General features: G+C 61.8%; 16 protein-coding genes. 7 read left to right on the forward strand and 9 right to left on the reverse strand.

Annotated features, from left to right (window positions below):
• Positions 1 to 131 precede the first annotated feature (131 nt).
• From AACY45_RS11015 to AACY45_RS11025, 3 genes are read right to left on the reverse strand one after another with little or no spacing between them, the layout of a single operon-like run.
• The gene (locus tag AACY45_RS11015) at positions 132 to 953 is read right to left on the reverse strand and encodes a peptidoglycan DD-metalloendopeptidase family protein (protein ID WP_339545483.1); all 822 of its coding nucleotides are present in this window, start codon (positions 951 to 953) and stop codon (positions 132 to 134) included.
• 3 nt (positions 954 to 956) lie between these two features.
• Positions 957 to 2,336: an exodeoxyribonuclease VII large subunit gene (xseA, locus tag AACY45_RS11020; RefSeq protein WP_339545595.1), complete on the reverse strand. Its 1,380-nt coding sequence runs from the start codon at positions 2,334 to 2,336 to the stop codon at positions 957 to 959.
• Between the two features lie 44 nt (positions 2,337 to 2,380).
• Entirely contained in the window at positions 2,381 to 3,277 is an 897-nt protein-coding gene (locus AACY45_RS11025; protein WP_339545484.1) for a LysR family transcriptional regulator, read from the reverse strand.
• A 99-nt stretch (positions 3,278 to 3,376) separates the two neighbouring features.
• Here AACY45_RS11025 and AACY45_RS11030 point away from each other — a divergent pair, with 99 nt between their 5' ends.
• From AACY45_RS11030 to AACY45_RS11050, 5 genes are all read left to right on the forward strand, one after another.
• A complete protein-coding gene (locus AACY45_RS11030; RefSeq protein ID WP_339545485.1) occupies positions 3,377 to 4,144 on the forward strand; it encodes a sulfite exporter TauE/SafE family protein in 768 nt (255 codons plus the stop codon).
• Between the two features lie 163 nt (positions 4,145 to 4,307).
• A complete protein-coding gene (locus tag AACY45_RS11035) occupies positions 4,308 to 4,856 on the forward strand; it encodes a sugar ABC transporter ATPase (protein ID WP_339545486.1) in 549 nt (182 codons plus the stop codon).
• Positions 4,857 to 5,086: 230 nt separating this feature from the next.
• Complete coding sequence (gene guaB, locus AACY45_RS11040; RefSeq protein WP_339545487.1) at positions 5,087 to 6,556, forward strand: IMP dehydrogenase; 1,470 nt, start codon at positions 5,087 to 5,089, stop codon at positions 6,554 to 6,556.
• Positions 6,557 to 6,655: 99 nt separating this feature from the next.
• The gene (guaA, locus tag AACY45_RS11045) at positions 6,656 to 8,233 is read left to right on the forward strand and encodes a glutamine-hydrolyzing GMP synthase (protein WP_166592556.1); all 1,578 of its coding nucleotides are present in this window, start codon (positions 6,656 to 6,658) and stop codon (positions 8,231 to 8,233) included.
• Between the two features lie 267 nt (positions 8,234 to 8,500).
• A complete protein-coding gene (locus AACY45_RS11050) occupies positions 8,501 to 9,058 on the forward strand; it encodes a hypothetical protein (protein WP_339545488.1) in 558 nt (185 codons plus the stop codon).
• Positions 9,059 to 9,233: 175 nt separating this feature from the next.
• On the opposite strand, the gene AACY45_RS11055 is transcribed toward AACY45_RS11050, so the two are convergent.
• Positions 9,234 to 12,254 carry a membrane-targeted effector domain-containing toxin gene (locus tag AACY45_RS11055; protein WP_445261177.1) on the reverse strand — a complete coding sequence of 1,007 codons (3,021 nt, stop codon included), beginning with the start codon at positions 12,252 to 12,254 and terminating at the stop codon, positions 9,234 to 9,236.
• 189 nt (positions 12,255 to 12,443) lie between these two features.
• Between AACY45_RS11055 and AACY45_RS11060 the strand changes: the two genes are divergently transcribed.
• Together AACY45_RS11060 and tadA are read left to right on the forward strand one after the other, a co-directional pair.
• On the forward strand, positions 12,444 to 13,820 hold the full coding sequence (locus tag AACY45_RS11060) for a multicopper oxidase family protein (protein ID WP_339545490.1): 1,377 nt from the start codon (positions 12,444 to 12,446) through the stop codon (positions 13,818 to 13,820).
• Complete coding sequence (tadA, locus tag AACY45_RS11065; RefSeq protein ID WP_339545491.1) at positions 13,820 to 14,317, forward strand: tRNA adenosine(34) deaminase TadA; 498 nt, start codon at positions 13,820 to 13,822, stop codon at positions 14,315 to 14,317. Before AACY45_RS11060 ends, tadA begins: the two co-directional genes overlap by 1 nt.
• A 126-nt stretch (positions 14,318 to 14,443) precedes the next feature.
• On the opposite strand, the gene cmoB is transcribed toward tadA, so the two are convergent.
• From cmoB to lon, 5 genes are all read right to left on the reverse strand, one after another.
• Complete coding sequence (gene cmoB, locus AACY45_RS11070; protein ID WP_339545492.1) at positions 14,444 to 15,400, reverse strand: tRNA 5-methoxyuridine(34)/uridine 5-oxyacetic acid(34) synthase CmoB; 957 nt, start codon at positions 15,398 to 15,400, stop codon at positions 14,444 to 14,446.
• Positions 15,397 to 16,140, reverse strand: coding sequence for a carboxy-S-adenosyl-L-methionine synthase CmoA (gene cmoA, locus AACY45_RS11075; RefSeq protein WP_339545493.1), 744 nt, complete (start codon positions 16,138 to 16,140; stop codon positions 15,397 to 15,399). Before cmoA ends, cmoB begins: the two co-directional genes overlap by 4 nt.
• A gap of 211 nt (positions 16,141 to 16,351) precedes the next feature.
• Positions 16,352 to 17,002: a lysoplasmalogenase gene (locus tag AACY45_RS11080; RefSeq protein WP_339545494.1), complete on the reverse strand. Its 651-nt coding sequence runs from the start codon at positions 17,000 to 17,002 to the stop codon at positions 16,352 to 16,354.
• A 2-nt stretch (positions 17,003 to 17,004) separates the two neighbouring features.
• On the reverse strand, positions 17,005 to 17,397 hold the full coding sequence (locus AACY45_RS11085; protein WP_339545495.1) for a protease inhibitor I42 family protein: 393 nt from the start codon (positions 17,395 to 17,397) through the stop codon (positions 17,005 to 17,007).
• Between the two features lie 176 nt (positions 17,398 to 17,573).
• Complete coding sequence (gene lon / locus AACY45_RS11090) at positions 17,574 to 19,991, reverse strand: endopeptidase La (RefSeq protein WP_339545497.1); 2,418 nt, start codon at positions 19,989 to 19,991, stop codon at positions 17,574 to 17,576.
• Positions 19,992 to 20,128: the final 137 nt, after the last annotated feature.

Consider the following 20,128-nt stretch of genomic DNA (forward strand, 5'->3'; position numbering starts at 1 on the left):
GAAGCAATGCGCAATTGAAGGTGGCGCAGTGAGTGCTTCGTCGGTGTCTGCAGAATTGTCATCGCGGGCAAGCCTGCTCCCCCTGTGGGAGCGGGCTTGCCCGCGATGAGGCCGGTAGCCTCGCCAATGCCTCAGGGCTGAAATGCCCCAATGAAGATCGCCGGGTCAACCCGCGCATCATTCAGGCTGATGTTCCAGTGCATGTGCGGACCGGTCGCGCGGCCGGTGGCGCCGACCTTGCCGACCACTGCACCGCGTGCCAGCGACTGGCCGGGCTTCACGTCGATTTTCGACATGTGGCAGAACATGCTGATGAAGCCCTGGCCGTGGTCGACGAACACGGTATTGCCGTTGAAGAAGTAGTTGCCGATCAGGATCACCTTGCCCGCGGCCGGGGTCTTGATCGGGGTCCCGGCGGGCACGGCGAAGTCCAGACCGGCGTGGGGATTGCGCTCTTCACCGTTGAAGAAGCGGCGTACCCCGAACTTGCTCGACAGTGGGCCGTTGACCGGTTTGTCCAGCAGCAGGTTGCTCGGGATGTTGGGGCTGAAGGTGCGGTATGCCTGGATCTGCTCGGCCAGTTCGCCTTCGATGCGCTTGAGGTTGGCCGGGTTCGGATTGACCTGCTGGGTGTTTTTCAGGGTGATGCGCTGTTCCGGGTACTTCTTGTTGCCCACCGTGAAGCTCAGGTTGCGCCCCGCGCTACTGATTTGCTGGGTACCCGGCTTGACGCTCAGGGGCACGCCGACAATCGCCAGCCAGTTGTTCTGTTCCTTGACCACCAGCACCGGCTTGCCCTGGTAACTGGATTTGGGCGCCTGGGCCGCAGGGCCCAGGTCGACCACCGCCACACCGCCCGGCACCGGTTTGTTCAGCAGGCGGGTGATGTAACTGTCGGCGTGGGCGTTGAAGGTCAGGCAGAGCAACAGCAACGGAGCTAGAAAACGCGGCATCGATCAATCCAGTAGAGAAAGGGTGACAGGTGTCAGGTGGTTGTCTTCGACCCGGACCTGCAAGTGGCCTTCGCCCAGCTTGGCTGTCAGGCGCTGGCCGGTATGGGTTTGCCCAGCGCTGCGGATCGCATTGCCGCGCTCATCGAGCAAAATGCTATAGCCACGGGCCAGGGTCGCCAGCGGACTGACCACCTGCAGGGTCTGGACCTGGCTTTGCAGTTGCAGGCGCCGGGCCTTGAGACCTTCACGCATGGCCCGGGGCAGACGTTCGGCAAAACTGTCCAGGCGCTGGCGCAGCAATGCCAGTTGCCGCCCCGGATGTTGCCCGGCGAGGCGGGTTTCCAGGCGGATCAAGCGTTCACGGCGGGTGTTGAGGCTGCGCTCGAAGGCTCGGCGCAGGCGCATGTCCAGGTCGTCGAGGCGTTGCGCTTGTTGGCGCAGGCGCTCGCCCGGATGACGCAGGCGCCGGGACATGCCTTCCAGGCGCAGGCGATCGCGCATCAGGCGATCGCGGATGCGCATCACCAGGCGCCGATGCAGGCTTTCGACCCGGCGCAGCAGATCGCTGGAGTCCGGTGCCAGCAGTTCAGCGGCGGCCGACGGTGTGGGCGCGCGGACATCCGCCACGAAGTCGCTGATCGACACATCGGTCTCATGCCCGACCGCGCTGACAATCGGCGTGATGCAGGCATCCACGGCGCGGGCCACGGCTTCTTCGTTGAAGCACCAGAGGTCTTCCAGCGAGCCGCCGCCACGGGCCAGGATCAAGGCGTCGAAGCCCCGGGCGTCGGCCAACTGCAGGGCGCGGACAATCTGCGCGGTGGCCTCGCGCCCCTGCACGGCGGTGGGGATCAGGGTCAGCGCCACCTGGGGCGCACGCCGGCGGAACACACTGATGATGTCGCGGATCACGGCGCCAGTGGGCGAACTGATGATGCCAATGCGCTGCGGATGGGCCGGCAGCGGCACTTTGCGTTCGGCACTGAACAGGCCTTCGGCGCTGAGTTTCTCCTTCAACGCATCGAACGCCAGGCGCAGCGCACCGTCACCGGCAGGCTCCACGGTGTCGAGAATCAGTTGGTAGTCGCCACGCCCCTCAAACAGCGAGACCTTGCCCCGCACCTTGACCGCCAGGCCATCCTTGAGTGCCTGGCGTACCCGCGCGGCGTTCTGCCGGAACAGCGCGCAACGCACCTGGGCACCGCTGTCCTTGAGGGTGAAATACACATGGCCGGACGCCGGGCGGGCGAGGTTGGAGATTTCGCCTTCGACCCAGATGTTGCTGAACACATCTTCGAGCAACACCCGCGCGCGGCCGTTGAGTTGGCTGACGGTGAGGACTTCGCGGTCCAGGCCGAGTCTTGCAAAGGGATCTTTAATCATGGGGCGCATGATAAAGGCAATCTTCCGCGCAATGCACGATCCCCCTACGCCGATCGGGTGAAGTGTTCAACGAATTGCTCAACCAGCGCGGTGGGATCTTGCCGGCAGGCGAGGGCGACGCTGCTGTAGCAATCCGGGTCGGCCAGGGGCAGGAAGTGAATGTCTGGCGGCGCGATGTCTTGCATCGACTCCGGAAGCAGGGCCATGCCGAACCCGGCCTGGATCAGTTGCAACTGGGTGGTTTTGCGCGACACCACTCGCGCGGCCTTGGGAAAGAACCCCTGGCGCATGCACAGCTCGGCGGACAGGTAGCTCAAGCCACCGCGTTGCGGGTGGGGGATGGAAATGAAGGGCTGATCCTTCAGTTGCCCCAGCTCGATGCCCTGCCTGGGGGTGTTGCGCGCCAGTGCATGCCCAGGCGGCACCGCCAGCAACAAGCGCTCGCGGTACAGCTCGATGATCTGCACCCCTTCGCGCTGGCGCAGCACGGGCAAGCGCAGCAGGCCAACGTCCAGGCGGCCCTCGGCGAGTTCCTGCAACTGGGCTTCGGAGGACAGCTTGACGATGTCCATGGACACGTCCACATGCTGTTCCAGGTAAGTGCTGATGCCGCCCAGCACCTGACCGCTCATGGGAACGGTGCTGGAGTGACTCAGGCGCAAGGTGCCGAGTTGGCCGTTGCCGACCTGGGTCGCCATCTCACTGGCCTTGAGCAGTTCACTGAGCAGGTTTCGGGCCCGAGGCAAGAATGCTTCGCCGGCGGCGGTGAGCCGTGGCTGGCGTGCGGTACGTTCGAACAGCGGGGTCTGCAGGCGGCTCTCCATGTCCTTGATCTGCCGGCTCAGGGCAGATTGGGCGATGAACAGGCGTTCGGCGGCGGCGCTGAAACTGCCGCACTCGGCGATTTCCACGAAGTAACGCAATTGGCGGGTCGAAAGCACGAGTCATGCCTTTTTGAGATGAGTGGAGGGTCAGGAAGATATTAGTCGCAATGCTGCACGCTGGCTAAAGTGATCAGCGCTAAATCAAGGACAGCCCTGATGAATCTGATTGAAGTGTTGCAGCAATGGCCATTCGACGCCACGCAATGGCTGGTCATCGCCCTGGCGGTCAGCCTGGCCTATATCGTGTTTGGCATTGCCGGTTTTGGTACGGCCCTGGTGGCGGGGCCGATCCTGATCCTGTTCCTGCCGCTGTCGAAAATCATACCGTTGCTGGTGCTACTGGATTTTGTCGCCGCGTTCGGCAACCTGCTGCCCTCGCGCCGTGACGTGGCCAGGCCCGAGTTGTTGCGCCTGCTGCCGTGTATGGCGCTGGGCTGCACCCTGGGGGTGATCTTCCTGCTGAACCTCAAGTCCGACCTGTTGTTGCTGTTGATGGGCCTGTTCATCAGTGCCTACGCCGTCTACAGCCTGTGGGTGAAGGCGCGCCCAGTGCAGTTGTCCGCCGCCTGGGCGATTCCCATGGGCACGGTGGGTGGCGTGTTTGGTGCGTTGTTCGGCAGTGGCGGCTTTTTATACGCCATTTATCTCAACAGCCGCCTGCCCAAGGACGCCGCCCGCGCCACGCAAAGTGCCCTGATCAGTTGCAGCACCTTGGTGCGCCTGAGCCTGTTCCTGATCGCCGGGGTCTACGCCGAGCTACCCTTGCTACTGTTGGCCTTGTGCCTGTTGCCGGCCATGGCGCTGGGATTGTGGATCGGCCGGCGCCTGGCCCTGAAGTTGTCCCGCGAGGCCTTTGTGCGGTTGGTGACCTGGCTGGTGCTGGCCAGCGGGATTGCCTTGCTGACCCGCTACTTCAGCACTTGACCTGAGTCTGTCAGGGATTAAGCTGCCGGCCGCAAATCCTGTGGGAGCGAGCTTGCTCGCGATGAGGCCATACAGCCAGCATTGATGTTGCCTGAGCCACTGCCATCGCGAGCAAGCTCGCTCCCACAGGTCAATCTTTCAGCATTTGTACCAGGCCTGCCCCATGAACTCGCAAAGCATCCTCGTCCCGAAAATCTCCACCCTGCCGGTGCACGAATCCCGGGCGCGGGCGATTGTGCGGTGGTTGGTGCGCAAGAACATCATCGAAGAACAACTCACTACCTGCGGGCGTACCGGCAATCGCATGGCCCACGCCATCGCCCCCGGCGCGCGGACCGTGGTACTGCACCCGCAGGCGCTGCCATTCGGTGAACCGATCAATGGCCTGGAGATCATCACCAAGCGCTGCATCTATACCCCCGCCAAAGGCTTTCTCGAGGAGGCCGGCTGCGCCGAGTGTCGCAAGGAAGTGGGCGAGGCACTGTTCGAAAGCCTGGAAGACTGGATGCCCGGGCGCACCGACAACTTCATCTGCCCCGAGTGCGGGCATGAAGATGACATCAATGGTTTTCTGTTCTTGCAGGAGTGCGGGTTCTCCAACCTGGGCTTCATCTTCAACAACTGGGCCGAGGCCGGGTTCAAACAGAGTTTTATCGACGAATTTGCCGAGTGGCTGGATCAGCCTGTCAGTTGGGTGAAAGTCGAACTCTGATGACCTTGTAGGTGCGAGCCTGCTCGCGATGGACGTGAACGATTACGCGGGGAGTCTGGTTCCCCGCGGTGTTCTTGAGTCCATCGCGAGCAGGCTCGCTCCTACAGATTATTTGGCGCTAGATACCCCGTCGATCACTGCATCGATAATAGACAGAGTTTTACATTGAACCCGAGGGGGTGTCTGACTATAATGGCGCGCTTCCAATTTCCCGCTCGGGAGCCCCCGCGATGCTGCGTATCAGCCAAGAAGCTCTGACCTTCGACGACATTCTTTTAGTGCCCGGTTATTCCGAAGTACTGCCTAATGAAGTCAGTTTGAAGACCCGCCTTACCCGTGGCATCGAGCTGAATATCCCACTGGTTTCCGCCGCCATGGACACCGTCACTGAAGCCCGTCTGGCAATTGCCATGGCTCAGGAAGGTGGCATCGGCATTATCCACAAGAACATGACCATCGAGCAGCAAGCTGCCGAAGTGCGCAAGGTCAAGCGTTACGAAGCCGGTGTGGTCAAGGACCCGATCACCATCGAGGCCGACGCCACCGTTCGCGAACTGCTCGAACTGACCGGCCTGCATAACATCTCCGGTGTTCCTGTGCTGCACGATGGCGACCTGGTCGGCATCGTCACCTCCCGCGACGTCCGTTTCGAAAACCGTATGGAAGCCACTGTCCGTGAAGTGATGACGCCTAAAGAGCGCCTGGTCACGGTCAAGGAAGGCGCCGACAAGAACGACGTGCGCGAACTGCTGCACAAGCACCGCATCGAGCGCGTGCTGATCGTCGACGAAAAGTTTGCCCTCAAAGGCATGATGACCGTCAACGACATCGAAAAAGCCAAGGCTTACCCGCTGGCCAGCAAGGACGATCAAGGTCGTCTGCGTGTGGGCGCTGCCGTCGGTACCGGTAAAGACACCGGTGATCGCGTCGCAGCCCTGGTCACTGCCGGCGTTGACGTGGTGGTGGTCGACACCGCCCACGGTCACTCCAAAGGCGTGATCGACCGCGTGCGTTGGGTCAAGCAGAACTTCCCGCAAGTCCAGGTGATTGGCGGCAACATCGCCACCGGCGCCGCTGCCAAGGCCCTGGCCGAAGCAGGCGCGGATGCGGTCAAGGTCGGTATCGGCCCTGGCTCGATCTGCACCACCCGTATTGTCGCGGGTGTCGGCGTGCCGCAAATCAGCGCCATCGCCAATGTTGCCGCTGCCCTTGAAGGCACCGGCGTGCCGTTGATCGCCGATGGTGGCATCCGTTTCTCCGGTGACCTGTCCAAGGCCATCGTGGCCGGTGCTTCCTGCGTGATGATGGGCTCGATGTTCGCCGGTACTGAAGAAGCGCCAGGCGAGATCGAACTCTACCAGGGCCGTTCGTACAAGGCGTATCGCGGCATGGGTTCGCTGGGCGCCATGTCCCAGGCACAAGGCTCCTCCGACCGTTACTTCCAGGACTCCTCGGCAGGCGCCGAGAAGCTTGTACCTGAAGGGATCGAAGGCCGTGTTCCGTACAAGGGCACCCTGAGCGCGATCATTCACCAACTGATGGGCGGCCTGCGTTCCTCGATGGGCTACACCGGCAGCGCCGACATCGAAGAAATGCGCACCAAGCCTGAGTTCGTGCGGATCACCGGTGCCGGCATGGCCGAATCCCACGTTCACGACGTGCAGATCACCAAAGAAGCGCCAAACTACCGCGTAGGTTGAGGCTTCAGGCAAATCATCAAGCAACCGGGGCTGTTTTATTCAGCCCCGAGTTGTTTCTGAATCAAGACTGTTTCTGAATTACTAAGACGAGACTGAATCATGGCCCTCGACATTCACGCTCACCGCATCCTGATCCTCGACTTCGGTTCCCAGTACACCCAACTGATCGCCCGCCGCGTGCGTGAGATCGGCGTGTACTGCGAACTGCACCCGTTCGACATGGACGATGAAGCGATTCGCGAGTTCGCTCCCAAAGGCGTCATCCTCGCCGGCGGCCCCGAGTCCGTGCACGTCGCCGACAGCCCGCGCTGCCCGCAGGCGGTGTTTGACCTGGGCGTGCCGGTCTTCGGTATCTGCTACGGCATGCAGACCATGGCTGAACAGCTGGGTGGCAAAGTCGAAGGTTCCGAGCTGCGTGAGTTCGGTTACGCCCGCGTAGACGTGGTCGGCAAGAGCCGCCTGCTCGACGGCATCGAAGACCACATCGACGCCGACGGCCTGTTCGGTCTCGACGTGTGGATGAGCCACGGTGACAAGGTCACCAAGATGCCGGAAGACTTCCACATCCTGGCCAGCACCCCGAGCTGCCCGATCGCCGGCATGTTCAACGACGAGCGTGGCTACTACGGCGTGCAGTTCCACCCGGAAGTGACCCACACCAAGCAGGGCGGGCGCATCCTGTCGCGTTTCATCCTCGACATCTGCGGTTGCGAAGCCCTGTGGACGCCGTCGAAGATCGCCGAAGACGCCATCGCCAACATCCGTGCCCAGGTCGGCACCGACAACGTACTGCTGGGCCTGTCCGGCGGTGTCGACTCCTCGGTGGTTGCCGCGCTGTTGCACAAGGCTATCGGCGACCAACTGACCTGCGTCTTCGTCGACAACGGCCTGCTGCGTCTGCACGAAGGTGAGCAAGTGATGGCCATGTTCGCCGAGAACATGGGCGTCAAGGTGATCCGTGCCAACGCCGAAGAGCAGTTCCTCAACAACCTGGCTGGCGAAAGCGACCCAGAGAAGAAACGCAAGATCATCGGCCGTACCTTCATCGACGTGTTTGATGCCCAGTCCAACAAACTGGACAACATCAAGTACCTGGCCCAGGGCACCATCTACCCGGACGTGATCGAGTCGGCTGGCGCCAAGAGCGGCAAGGCCCACGTGATCAAGTCGCACCACAACGTAGGTGGCCTGCCGGAAGAAATGAACCTCAAGCTGGTGGAACCCCTGCGCGAGCTGTTCAAGGACGAAGTCCGTCGTCTGGGCCTGGAACTGGGCCTGCCGTACGACATGGTCTACCGTCACCCGTTCCCGGGCCCGGGCCTGGGCGTGCGGATCCTCGGTGAAGTGAAGAAGGAATACGCCGACCTGCTGCGTCGTGCCGACCACATCTTCATCGAAGAACTGCGCAAGGCCGACTGGTACCACAAGGTCAGCCAGGCCTTCGTGGTGTTCCAGCCGGTGAAATCGGTCGGTGTGGTCGGTGATGGCCGTCGCTACGCCTGGGTCGTGGCCCTGCGTGCCGTGGAAACCATCGACTTCATGACCGCGCGTTGGGCCCACCTGCCTTACGAACTGCTGGAAACTGTCAGCGGCCGCATCATCAATGAAATCGAAGGCATCTCCCGCGTCACCTACGACGTGTCGAGCAAGCCGCCAGCGACCATTGAGTGGGAATGATTGGGCATCCGGCACTGACCGGCACCCACTAGCAAGAAACACCCTGAAGCCCGCGTAATTGCGGGCTTTTGGCTTTTTGGGTGTGGCAAATTCTGGCAGCTTTGTGTATCGCCAAGCACTGTTCTACTGCCCTCCGGGATCGTCCCTCCAGTGCCGGGATACAAACCTGCGCTCGGTGTCAGGGCATCGGCAGACCGGTCAACTCCAGGAACTTTGGCTCTGCAAGTGGCTCTACTCAGGCCTACTTCTAGCGTGTTCAGGGATCGAATGAAAACCTCTTTGGCGTTTCCATTAGCAATCACTTTCGCTCTTGTCATGACCGGCTGCAGCAGCCGTCAGGCGGGTGATCTGACTTCAGAGCCGGTCGTTCCACTGGCCATGAATGACCATCAAGCCAGCGTGACTTTCCGAACCATAGGCGGCGAGGGTGATCGTCCTGTCAGTTATACGTACGGGTATGCCAATACTGGATTTGTGAGCGCGGGTGAACGGGTTTATGACGCTGCTTACTTCAAGCGCGTACCGGCTTATCTGAAGAGAATCGCCGGTGGTACTGACAGCATCAGTAAGCTGGTCGAGGCGGACAAAACGGTGTACGTGCAAGGGGAGGTTAAGGACAAACCGTTTACCTTTAACGGTATTCCCATGCCGACGCCGTTCGACAAGGAGCAGCCTGTTGCGCAGCAATTCACGCCGCAAGCCCAGAAGAACTACGTGGTTGAAACCGTGATCGCCGACACGTGGGTTATGAACGTGTACGAAGTCGGCGCAACGGGTGAACGCAAAACCATTGGCGTTCCCAAAAAAGATGCCGGCGCACACTGACCGCGCTGGGATCTTGGAGAGGCAAAGGCTGAGTCTGATAGGGTTCATCGACGCCCTCCGCGATTTTGCTCACATCACGGCTGACGAACACCGTCGAGACGCACATGCAAAAAGCCCCCGGTCTCACGACCGGGGGCTTTTTGCATGTGCGTCTCGGCGGTAAAGCAGGCCGGTGTTACAACGGCAAGCGGCCTTCGAGGTGCATTCCTATGCGGCTAAGTGCCCAGGACAGCTCCTCGATACTGGCGTAGCTCACCTGATGTACCTCGGTCCAGGTGGGGCGATTGATCAGGTAACCGCCCGCAGCCGTGCGCTCGACCAGGGTTCGAACGACTTGGCCGTCTCTGCTGCGATGAATCAGCGTCCAGTTACCGTTCGACGTCTCAAACGTGAACATGCCTTGCCTGAAGAGCATCCGGCTCAATTGCTCCGGCGTTCTTGCGAGCAGGGGCAGTGGCATCTGCAAGCTCAAGTCGGCGTGCAGGGTGTCGACGTTGCCGTCGGTGAATTCGGGTTGAGTGGCAAAACCACGGCCCACTTCAATGCCTCGATCCGTTTCAAACAGCAGGCTTTCTTGCGGCCGCACCTCTTCGATGCGCAAACCTATCCCGCCCTGCATTTCGCTGATGCCAGGCATGCCACGAAAGGTGTTGAGGTTTTCCTGATCCGTCAGCACCACCCATTTGCCCGCGCCGTTGAGTGTTCGGTCGGCCTGCATGATGGTGTGGGTAAGGTAGGTCTTGATGGCTTGTTCATGCATGTCGGGAAGCGGCGAGCCGGGGAAGCGGTAACTGGCCAGGCAGTCGGTTGCCTGAACGCGAATGCCGTTTTGTTGAGCCGCCTCGACGACTTCAAGCGGAGTGAAGTGACCGGCGGGATCACTGCTCAGCTTTTGCAAGTACACCTTGAGATCACTGGGCATTGATCCGGTTTCGAAGAAATGATCGAGATCCATTTGGGTGAAATCGTTGAGCAGGCGATGGAAGTAGATCGTCTTGATTTTTTGTTGCGCCAGCAGCGGCATGTTCTCAATCAGAAACCGCATGCTGGCAATGCGGTCCTGACTTTCACCGATCACCAACCCAGGTGCAGCTTCGAATACCTTGGGAATCAATTCTGCGGCAGTGGTCGATGGCGTCACGGCAGGAAGCGCGGGGCGCGGAGGCAATGAAGCGCTGAGTTCACTGCGGGAAAAGAACTGACGGGCGTCTTGTGACAGCTTGGTGCGCGTGGGCGCGATGTACTCGTCGAATTTGGATATTCCACGAAAACTTCCATCGGGCTGGATGATGGTTTTGATGTGGGTTTCTCTTTCGCCCAGCGCCAGGTTTCTGAAACGAAAGCGCTGGACCACATCGTATTCTGTGGACGGGCGCCGCAGGATGGCTTTTGGTTGCGCAGCAGCAGGCGTGGTGGCCGCAGTGGGAGCAGGAGCAGGAGCAGGAGCAGGCGTTCGCGACGATCCCGGATGCCGGTTGCCGCCGCCCTTGAGTCCGGCTCGGGGTGCCAACGCCCATTCACCCTCGGCGTTCAGTCGCACGGGGATTGATCCTGAAAACCCGTGGGGATTTTCGGGGTCAATAATGGACCAGGTTCCGCCTCCGTTGAGGTCAGCTTCGTAGCGCACGTAATAAACGATGTCATCGAGCATGATTGCGGTGGAGGGGTTGGAATCGAGGCGATAAATACCCTGGAATTGCCCGGAGTCACTCACCGGCGTTTGACCTTCCAGCAGTTCATTCGCTTGCCAGTGCTCGGGAATTTCGAAGGGTTGCGCTGCTTCAGGCACGGCTGATTCCAGCTCGCCGGGCAGTTCGGCGGGCCAGCCCTGGGGCCTTCCTCCCTTGTTGTTCAGCGTTTCCTCCACCTCAAAGAGGTTGTCCGGCCCGATTTCCTCCAAGGTTCCCGGCCCTTTGAGGAGCAGGAGATTGAACAGCAAATCGATGCCGCCTAGCACAGCGCCCAGCACCCCGGCCTTGCGCTCCTTGGCGGTTTTTCCATTGGCTGCCTGATCGATGTTCAAACCCATGCTGGCGATATCGGCGCCGATCACCGTCAGCGCAATGGGCCAACCCACCACCGCCATGGGCCCAAATACTTTTAAACCGGCACTGAGGTAACCGATCCACAGCTTCTTGCGCAGATCGCCATTGGACGTCAGCGAGAGTTCGGCTTCGGCGAACATGGCGTCCTTGCTCGAGTCGCGCAGCCAACTGAAGGCATCGCCACGGATGATCCGGCTGTGTGTGTTGATCAGATGATGATCGTACTTGCCCCAGGTGCTGACCAGCCTGTTCATGAGATCGGTGATGTTGTCGGCGATGGTCTGACGATCGGCCAGGCAGAAATGCGCCATGAACGCACGACGCATGGACTCCTCGTTCATCTGCTGCAAGACCCAATAGTGCATGTCCAGCTCGGTTTCCAGCACCGTGAAGGCGACGGCTGCACCCGGCAGGTAAACAATCTGGCGGCCCCTGGGCGCGATAAACCGCAGGATGTTGGTAGCGACGTAGCCGTCGACATCCAGGGTCCTGACGGTGTCGGTACAAGGCTGGGTTGCTTGCAGCATAGCCAGGTCTACAGGCCAGGTGAGCGGGCCTAGCACGGCGTTCGTGACGAACTGGAAGTCTTCATCGCTCAACTGGCGCGTGTCCCGAGCTTTCACGGCCTGGATCAGGAAATTGCATTTGGCCAGGGTTCGGAAGTCAGCGGCGGATGTGTTCCAGAAGGCCGTCAGGCGGTCGCGGTACATCGAACTGAAATCGATGCGCCAGAACGCCTTGAGCACTTCGTTGCCGTGCAGGCGCACTTCGTTGGTTTCATTGAAGGTACCGGCTTTGGGGCCGGCGGTGTAGAAGCCGGCATAGACGTCCAGCAGGTCGGCGTTGTCCTGATCGCTGGCGCGAAAACGTTGGATGACCAACTGCGTCAGGGTCATGGAAGAGGTTGGCGTGGCGTGGACGTGTTCCCAACCGGTAAAGGCTCTCGAACTGCTTTCGGCCGTATCGAAACGGTGGAAGTACACGTGGTCCGGATCCAGGCCCAGGACACCGGATGCTTTCAGCAGGTCGCTGGCGACTTCATGGGCCGTGTCCAGCAGGCTGGGGCAGTCACGAATGATCTGGGTAGCGATGGCCTTGAGGGCTGCTTTGTCGGCGGCATTGGGCAGTGGGTGTGTGTCGTCGGTGTTCATGCAGGCTCTTTTCTTGAGAAAACGGGACCGCGAGGATGGCCCGCACACAGTGGACAGGTGCGCTACATAGTTAGGTCCATAGTTGATGTGCGGCCACCGGTCACCCTTACTGTTTCGCAACCGCAGGTGTATCGTATTCGCCTTTTGCGGGCCCTGGGCCTGCGGCAGATACGTGAGGTAGTTGAGTCCATGTCCTTTACCCGTCGACAAATACTCGGTGGTCTGGCCGGTCTGGCAGTGGTTGGCGTCGGGGTCGGGGGTGCGTCGCGTTACTGGCTGGGGAAAGTGGCAGACGCCAACGCCGGTCATGACTACGAGCTGATCGCCGCGCCGCTGGACGTGGAACTGGTGCCAGGACACACAACCCAAGCCTGGGCCTTTGGTCCATCGGCGCCAGGGACTGAGTTGCGGGTCCGCCAGGGCGAGTGGCTGCGGGTGCGTTTCATCAACCACCTGCCGGTGGCGACCACCATTCACTGGCACGGCATCCGCCTGCCGCTGGAGATGGATGGCGTGCCCTACGTTTCCCAACTGCCGGTGCTGCCGGGCGAGTATTTCGACTACAAATTCCGCGTGCCGGATGCCGGTAGCTACTGGTACCACCCCCATGTCAGCAGCAGCGAAGAGCTGGGCCGCGGGCTGGTGGGGCCATTGATTGTCGAGGAGCGCGAGCCCACCGGGTTCAAGTACGAAAAAACCCTGAGCCTGAAAAACTGGCACATCGATGAGCAAGGCAACTTTGTCGAGTTCAGCATCCCCCGGGAAGCGGCCCGTGGCGGTACGGCAGGGCGCCTGTCGACCATCAACGGCGTGCCGTTGCCCGTCATCGATTTGCCTGCCGGGCAGATCACCCGCGTGCGCCTGCTCAACCTCGATAACACCCTGACCTATCGCATCAACATTCCCGGGGTCGAGGCGCAGATCTACGCGCTGGACGGCAACCCGGTGCAGCCACGGCCCCTGGGCAAGGAATATTGGCTGGGCCCGGGCATGCGCATCTGCCTGGCGATCAAGGCCCCGCCTGCGGGCACTGAGTTGTCCCTGCGCAACGGCCCGTTGCGCCTGGGCACCCTGCGTTCGGTGGCCAACACGGACGCGCCGGGTGAGTGGCCGCCAGCGCTCCCCGCCAACCCGGTTGCCGAGCCGGACATGGCCACGGCGCAGAAGCTCAACTTCAATTTCGAGTGGGTCGGTTCGGTCTCGGTCAACGTCGAGAACGGCAAGCCCCCCAGCCTGTGGCAGATCAACGGCCAGGCCTGGGACATCACCGATAAAACCTGCGCCGATCGACCGATTGCTACGCTCAAGCTAGGCCAGAGCTATATATTCGAATTGAAGAACATGACCCAGTACCAACACCCGATCCACCTGCACGGCATGAGCTTCAAGGTCATTGCCTCGAACCGGCACAAGGTGATCCCGTACTTCACCGACACCTACCTGCTGGGCAAGAACGAGCGCGCGCAAGTGGCGCTGGTGGCGGATAACCCTGGGGTATGGATGTTCCACTGCCATGTGATCGACCACATGGAAACCGGCCTGATGGCCGCGATCGAGGTCAAGTGATGCGCCAGATTCGCCCGACCGCCATTATCGACCGCAGCCGTGACCAACACTTCATGCGTGAAGCCCTGCTACTGGCGGCCCAGGGGGCGGCCCTCGGTGAGGTGCCGGTGGGGGCGGTGCTGGTGCAGGATGGGGAAATCATCGGGCGCGGTTTCAACTGCCCGATCAGCGGCAGCGACCCCAGCGCCCACGCCGAGATGGTCGCGATCCGCGCCGCCGCCCAGGCCCTGAACAACTACCGCCTGCCCGGCAGCACCCTCTACGTGACGCTGGAGCCGTGCAGCATGTGCGCCGGGCTGATCGTCCACTCACGCATCGCCCGGGTGGTGTACGGCGCGCTGGAGCCCAAGGCCGGGATCGTGCAGAGCCAGGGGCAGTTTTTCACCCAGGGCTTTCTCAACCACCGGGTGCTGTATGAAGGTGGTGTCCTGGCCGAGGAATGCGGGACGGTGCTGAGCGAGTTCTTCAAGGCCCGCAGAGCTAAATCTTCAGAATAACTACTAACCCTGTGGGAGCGGGCTTGCCCGCGATGAGGCCCTTTCAGTCAACGAAGATGTTGAATGTTAGTCCGCTATCGCGGGCAAGCCCGCTCCCACAGGTTTTTTTGTGTCAGGAAGATCGGGTTACTTCCTGGCCACAATCACCGCGCGCATCGGCGCCGGCAGGCCTTCAACGGTCTTGCTGTGATCCTTGGGATCGAGGAAATCACTGAGCGACTGATACTTCATCCACTCCGTCCCGCGCTGTTCCTCGACCGTGGTGGTGCTGACATCCACGCAGCGCACGTCGCTGAACCCGGCGCGGCGCAGCCACAGCATCAACGCCGGCACCGAGGGCAGGAACCAGACGTTGCGCATCTGCGCGTAACGGTCTTCCGGCACCAGTACCTGCTGCTCGTTGCCCTCGATCACCAGGGTTTCCAGCACCAGTTCTCCGCCCTTGACCAGGCAATCCTTGAGCGCCAGCAAATGCTCGATCGGTGAGCGGCGATGGTAGAACACGCCCATGGAGAACACCGTGTCAAAGCCTTCCAGGTTCGGCGGCAGGTCTTCGAAGGGGAAAGGCAGGTGCCAGGCATTGGGTTCGCACAGGTAGCGCTGCACCGCCTGGAACTGGCAGAAGAACAGCCAGTTGGGGTCGACGCCGATCACGCTGTCGGCGCCGGCGCCGAGCATGCGCCACATGTAGTAGCCGTTGCCGCAGCCGACATCGAGGATGCGTTTGCCCGCAAGGTCCAGGTGCGGGGCGACCCGCGACCATTTCCAGTCCGAGCGCCATTCGGTGTCGACGTGCACGCCAAACAGGTCGAACGGGCCCTTGCGCCAGGGCGACAGGCCCATCAGCGCGGTGCGCATCTGCACTCGGGTGGCGTCGTCGCACTCGGTGTCCAGGCACAGGCCGTCGAGCAGGTCGACCGTGCTCGGCTGGATCTTCGGCAAGGCGTCCAGCGCGCTTTGCCAGCGCTCCAGGTCACCATGGCCCTTGTGCATTTTGACGTCGAGTTGCGCTTGCAGGGTGTTGGCCCAGTCGGCCAGCGGCGTACCGGCCAGGCGGCGGGCGAGGGGAGACAGATCAATCATGGCAAGGCAATCAACGAGGCAAAGTTAAGACACTGGAACCACGGCACGACTTTCGAGAACCCGGCGGCCAGCAGGCGTTCGGTGTGTTCTTCGAGGCTGTCGGGCTTCATGACGTTTTCGATGGCGCTGCGCTTCTGGGCAATTTCCAGTTCGCTGTAGCCGTTGGCGCGCTTGAAGGCGATGTGCAGGTCGCCGAGCAACTGGTGCTCCTGGGCATCTTCAAAACGCAGTTTTTCCGAGAGGATCAGCGCCCCGCCCGGCAACAAGGACTGACGGATGCGGCCGAGCAGGGCCAGGCGCTGTTCGGGGGCGATGAACTGCAGGGTGAAGTTCAGCGCCACCACCGAGGCCGGCTTGAACTCGAGGGCCAGGATGTCACCCTCGATCACCTCAACCGGCAGCAACTCCTGGAACATCGAGTCCTGGCCGTTGAGGTATTCGCGGCAGCGTTCGACCATTGCCGCGGAGTTATCCACCGCGATCACCCGGCAACCGTCCGTACGCACATGCCGGCGCAAGGCCTGGGTCACCGCGCCGAGGGACGAACCCAGGTCGTACAGCACGCTGTCCGGCTGGGCAAACTGCGCCGCCAGCACGCCGAGGTTTTCGACAATGGTCGGGTAACCCGGCACCGAGCGCTTGATCATGTCCGGGAACACCCGCACCACATCCTCGTTAAAGGCGAAGTCGGGCACCTGGGCCAAAGGCTGGGCGAAAAGGCGATCGGGTTCTTTGCTCACGGCGATTCCAGCGGCGGATAGGGAAAAGGCCGGCATTTTAGCCAAGTTGGCGCACAGATGCGCGGCTTGTCTGATAAAGCGCCCTGGCAGAAGAAACAACGTCCTTGTAGTCGTTGCCGCAGGCTACGCGGGGTTGCGCAGCAACCCCGGCATTGTCAGCCGGAACGAACGTCCTGCGGCCGTTAACGCAGCCTCGTGGGCTCGACAGCGGCTACAGGTCGCGTTCCGGGCGGTGGCTTTGGTGAAACGCCGACGCGGCGATGCCCCATTGCCCCAACCAGTAGCTGAGGATGATCACGTAGGGCGCGGCCGCGAAGGGCATGGCGAACCGGTCGATGCCGATCACGCTGTCGGAGAACACGAAGGCCAGGGCGCCACCGGCGGCCAGCAGCGCCGAACGTTTCGGCACGTCGGTGCCCAGGCGGGCCAGGGCGCGCCAGAGCATGGCGCTGATGGCCGTGCCATAGACGATCACTGGAATCAGCAACGGGCCCAGGCCATGGGCGATCAGGATCCCCAGCAGCAGTGCCCCGACCAGCAGCGCCAGGAGCAAGGGCCCGGGGGCCAGGCGCCGGCAATCGCTCAGATAGGCTTTGAGGTAGGCCAGGTGGGCCACCAGGAACGCGCCGAGGCCGAACACGAACAAGTCGCCGGGCCAGGCCAGCAGCACATCGCCCAGCAGGGAAAAGATCAGGCCCAGGCTGACCCAGCGCCGGTAGTCGCTGGGCGGTGCATCGTGCAACCAGCCCAGCAGGGCCAGCACCGGCAGCGGCTTGACCAGCAGGCACAACAACTCGGCGTGCACACTCACGCCGTAGAGGAACGTGACCGCACCCATCAACGCCAGAATCAGCCAGCCCATGGTCAGTTCACCACAATGGCGCAGTCGAAGATGTCCACCGGTTCGACTTCCGGGGCCCACGGCTGCTGCGAGGTCAGGCGCAGGCGCCCGTTACCGCTGGTGAACGCCTGGAAGCGCCAGGTCGATTGTCCTGCGCTGCCCACCAGACCGCTGTTTTCCGGGTTGGTGTAGACCTCGGGGCTGATGGCCCGCAACACACCGCCGGCCGAATCCTGGATCGCCCAGCGATAACCCGTGGTCGGGTTGCTCGGCAGGGTCAGGATCAGGTTTTGCCCGTTGTGCAGTTGCACCGGGCATTGGCTCTGCTGCTCCACCGTCAGGTTCTGTTTCGGCTGCGAGGCGCAGGCCGCTAGCAGGGCAAGGCTCAAGGGCAATAGCAGGCGGGCGGGGGACATCAAGTCAGGCACTCCGGAATTCGCGACGAACGGCGAGCATAACCGAAGATGAGACAAATTGTGACCGTCAGGCCCAGATGGGTGTTGCCAGCACCGCCGCCATCGCGGGCAAGCCGCAAGCGGGCGCCCGCTTGCGGCTTGCCCGCGATGCGGTCAGTCCAGGCGCTACACAGACCTCAGAACAACACCTTGGCCACGTCGGCAAACCGCTTGGCAAAGTGCACGGTAATGCCTTCCTTCAGGTAGTCCGGCAATTCTTCGAAACTGCCACGGTTGGGTTCCGGCAGGATCAGTTCGTGGATCTTCTGCCGGCGGGCGGCAATCACCTTTTCCCGCACCCCGCCAATGGGCAGCACGTGCCCGGTCAGTGTCAGCTCCCCGGTCATGGCCACGCCTTTTTTCGGCGCCTGGTTACGCGCCAGCGAGAGCAGGGCACTGGCCATGGTCACGCCGGCACTCGGGCCGTCTTTCGGGGTGGCACCTTCCGGCACATGCAGGTGGATGAACGCTTCGTCAAAGAACTTGGCATCGCCGCCGAACTGCTTGAGGTGCGAGCTGATGTAGCTGTAGGCGATCTCGGCCGACTCCTTCATCACATCACCCAGTTGCCCGGTGAGCTTGAAGCCACGGTTGAGGGTGTGGATACGCGTGGCTTCGATCGGCAGGGTGGCACCGCCCATGCTGGTCCAGGCCAGACCAGTGATCACCCCGGTGCCCGACAGTACTTGCTCGTTGCGAAACACCGGCATGCCCAGGGACGCTTCAAGGTCTTTGGGGCCGATCTTGATCACCTGCTGCGGATCGTCCATCAGCTTGACCACCGCCTTGCGCACCAGTTTGCCCAGTTGTTTCTCCAGCTGGCGCACCCCGGCTTCGCGGGCATACCCATCGATCAAGGCCTTGAGCGCACTGTCGCTGATGGACAGGCTGGTTTTCGCCACGCCGGCCTTGTCCAGTTGCTTGGGCCACAGGTGACGTTTGGCGATGGCGACTTTTTCTTCGGTGATGTAGCCGGACAGGCGAATCACTTCCATGCGGTCGAGCAACGGCCCGGGGATCGAGTCCAGGGTGTTGGCGGTGCACACGAACAGCACTTTGGACAGGTCCAGGCGCAGGTCCAGGTAGTGGTCGAGGAATTCCACGTTCTGTTCCGGGTCGAGGGTTTCCAGCAACGCCGAGGCCGGATCGCCCTGGAAGCTCTGGCCCATCTTGTCGATCTCATCGAGCATGATCACCGGGTTCATCACTTCGACGTCTTTCAGCGCCTGCACCAGCTTGCCCGGCAGGGCGCCGATGTAAGTGCGACGGTGGCCCTTGATCTCGGCTTCGTCACGCATGCCGCCGACACTGAAGCGATAGAACGGCCGCCCCAGGGATTCGGCGATGGACTTGCCGACACTGGTCTTGCCCACGCCCGGGGGGCCCACCAGCAACACGATGGAGCCGGCGATCTCGCCCTTGTAGGCGCCGACCGCGAGGAATTCGAGGATCCGGTCCTTGATGTCATCCAGGCCGGCATGGTGTTTGTCGAGCACCTTGCGTGCGTGCTTGAGGTCGAGCTTGTCTTCCCCGTACACGCCCCAGGGCACGGCCGTCGCCCACTCCAGGTAGTTGCGGGTCACCGCGTATTCGGGGGAGCCAGTCTCAAGGATCGACAGCTTGTTCATTTCTTCTTCGATGCGTTTTTGCGCCTGGGGCGGCAGGACCTTGCCCGTCAGGCGTTGCTCGAACTGTTCGACGTCGGCGCTGCGATCATCCTTGGTCAGCCCCAGCTCTTGCTGGATGACCTTGAGTTGTTCCTTGAGGAAAAACTCGCGTTGGTGCTCGCCGATCTTGCGGTTCACTTCCGCGGAAATTTCTTTCTGCAGGCGCGCGACTTCGACTTCCTTGCGCAGCATCGGCAGGACTTTCTCCATGCGCTTGAGCATGGGCACGCAGTCGAGCACTTCCTGCAATTCGTTACCGGTGGCCGAGGTCAGCGCGGCGGCGAAGTCGGTCAGTGGCGACGGGTCGTTGGGGCTGAAGCGGTTGAGGTAATTCTTCAGTTCTTCGCTGTACAACGGGTTGAGCGGCAGCAACTCCTTGATCGCGTTGATCAGCGCCATGCCGTAGGCCTTGACCTCGTCGGTCGGCTCGCTGGGCTGGTGCGGGTATTCGACTTCCACCAGGTACGGTGGGCGATGGTGCTTGAGCCAGGTGCGGATGCGCACGCGGGTCAGGCCTTGGGCGACGAACTGCAGCTTGCCGTTTTCGCGGCTGGCGTGGTGGACCTTGACCAGGGTGCCATACAGCGGCAGGACGCTGGTGTCGAAGTGCCGAGGGTCTTCCTGGGGGGTGTCCATGTAGAACAGCGCCAGGGAGTGGTGCTCGGACTTGGCGACCAGGTCCAGGGTCTCGGCCCAGGGTTCCTCGTTGACGATTACCGGCAGGACTTGGGCCGGAAAGAATGGCCGGTTGTGGATCGGGATGATGTAGACCTTGTCCGGCAGGTTCTGCCCGGGCAGGGCCAGGCCTTTGCCGGCGGTGTGGTGTTCGGGGTGTTCGGGGTCGGCGTATTCGCTGGGGTCTTCGGGGAATGCTTGCTGGTCGCTCATGGGGCACCTGCGCAATGGGGTATGGGAGTTAGATGGGGCAGGCGGCGGGTGGTTTCAATGGTGGGGGGTGTTTGTTTGGTAAGCGGGTTGTTACTTGGGCGGGGGGTTCTTGGCGGTGTTCATATCCGTGGGTGCGG

Source organism: Pseudomonas sp. RA_35y_Pfl2_P32, assembly GCF_963970735.1.
Classification (GTDB): Bacteria; Pseudomonadota; Gammaproteobacteria; order Pseudomonadales; family Pseudomonadaceae; genus Aquipseudomonas.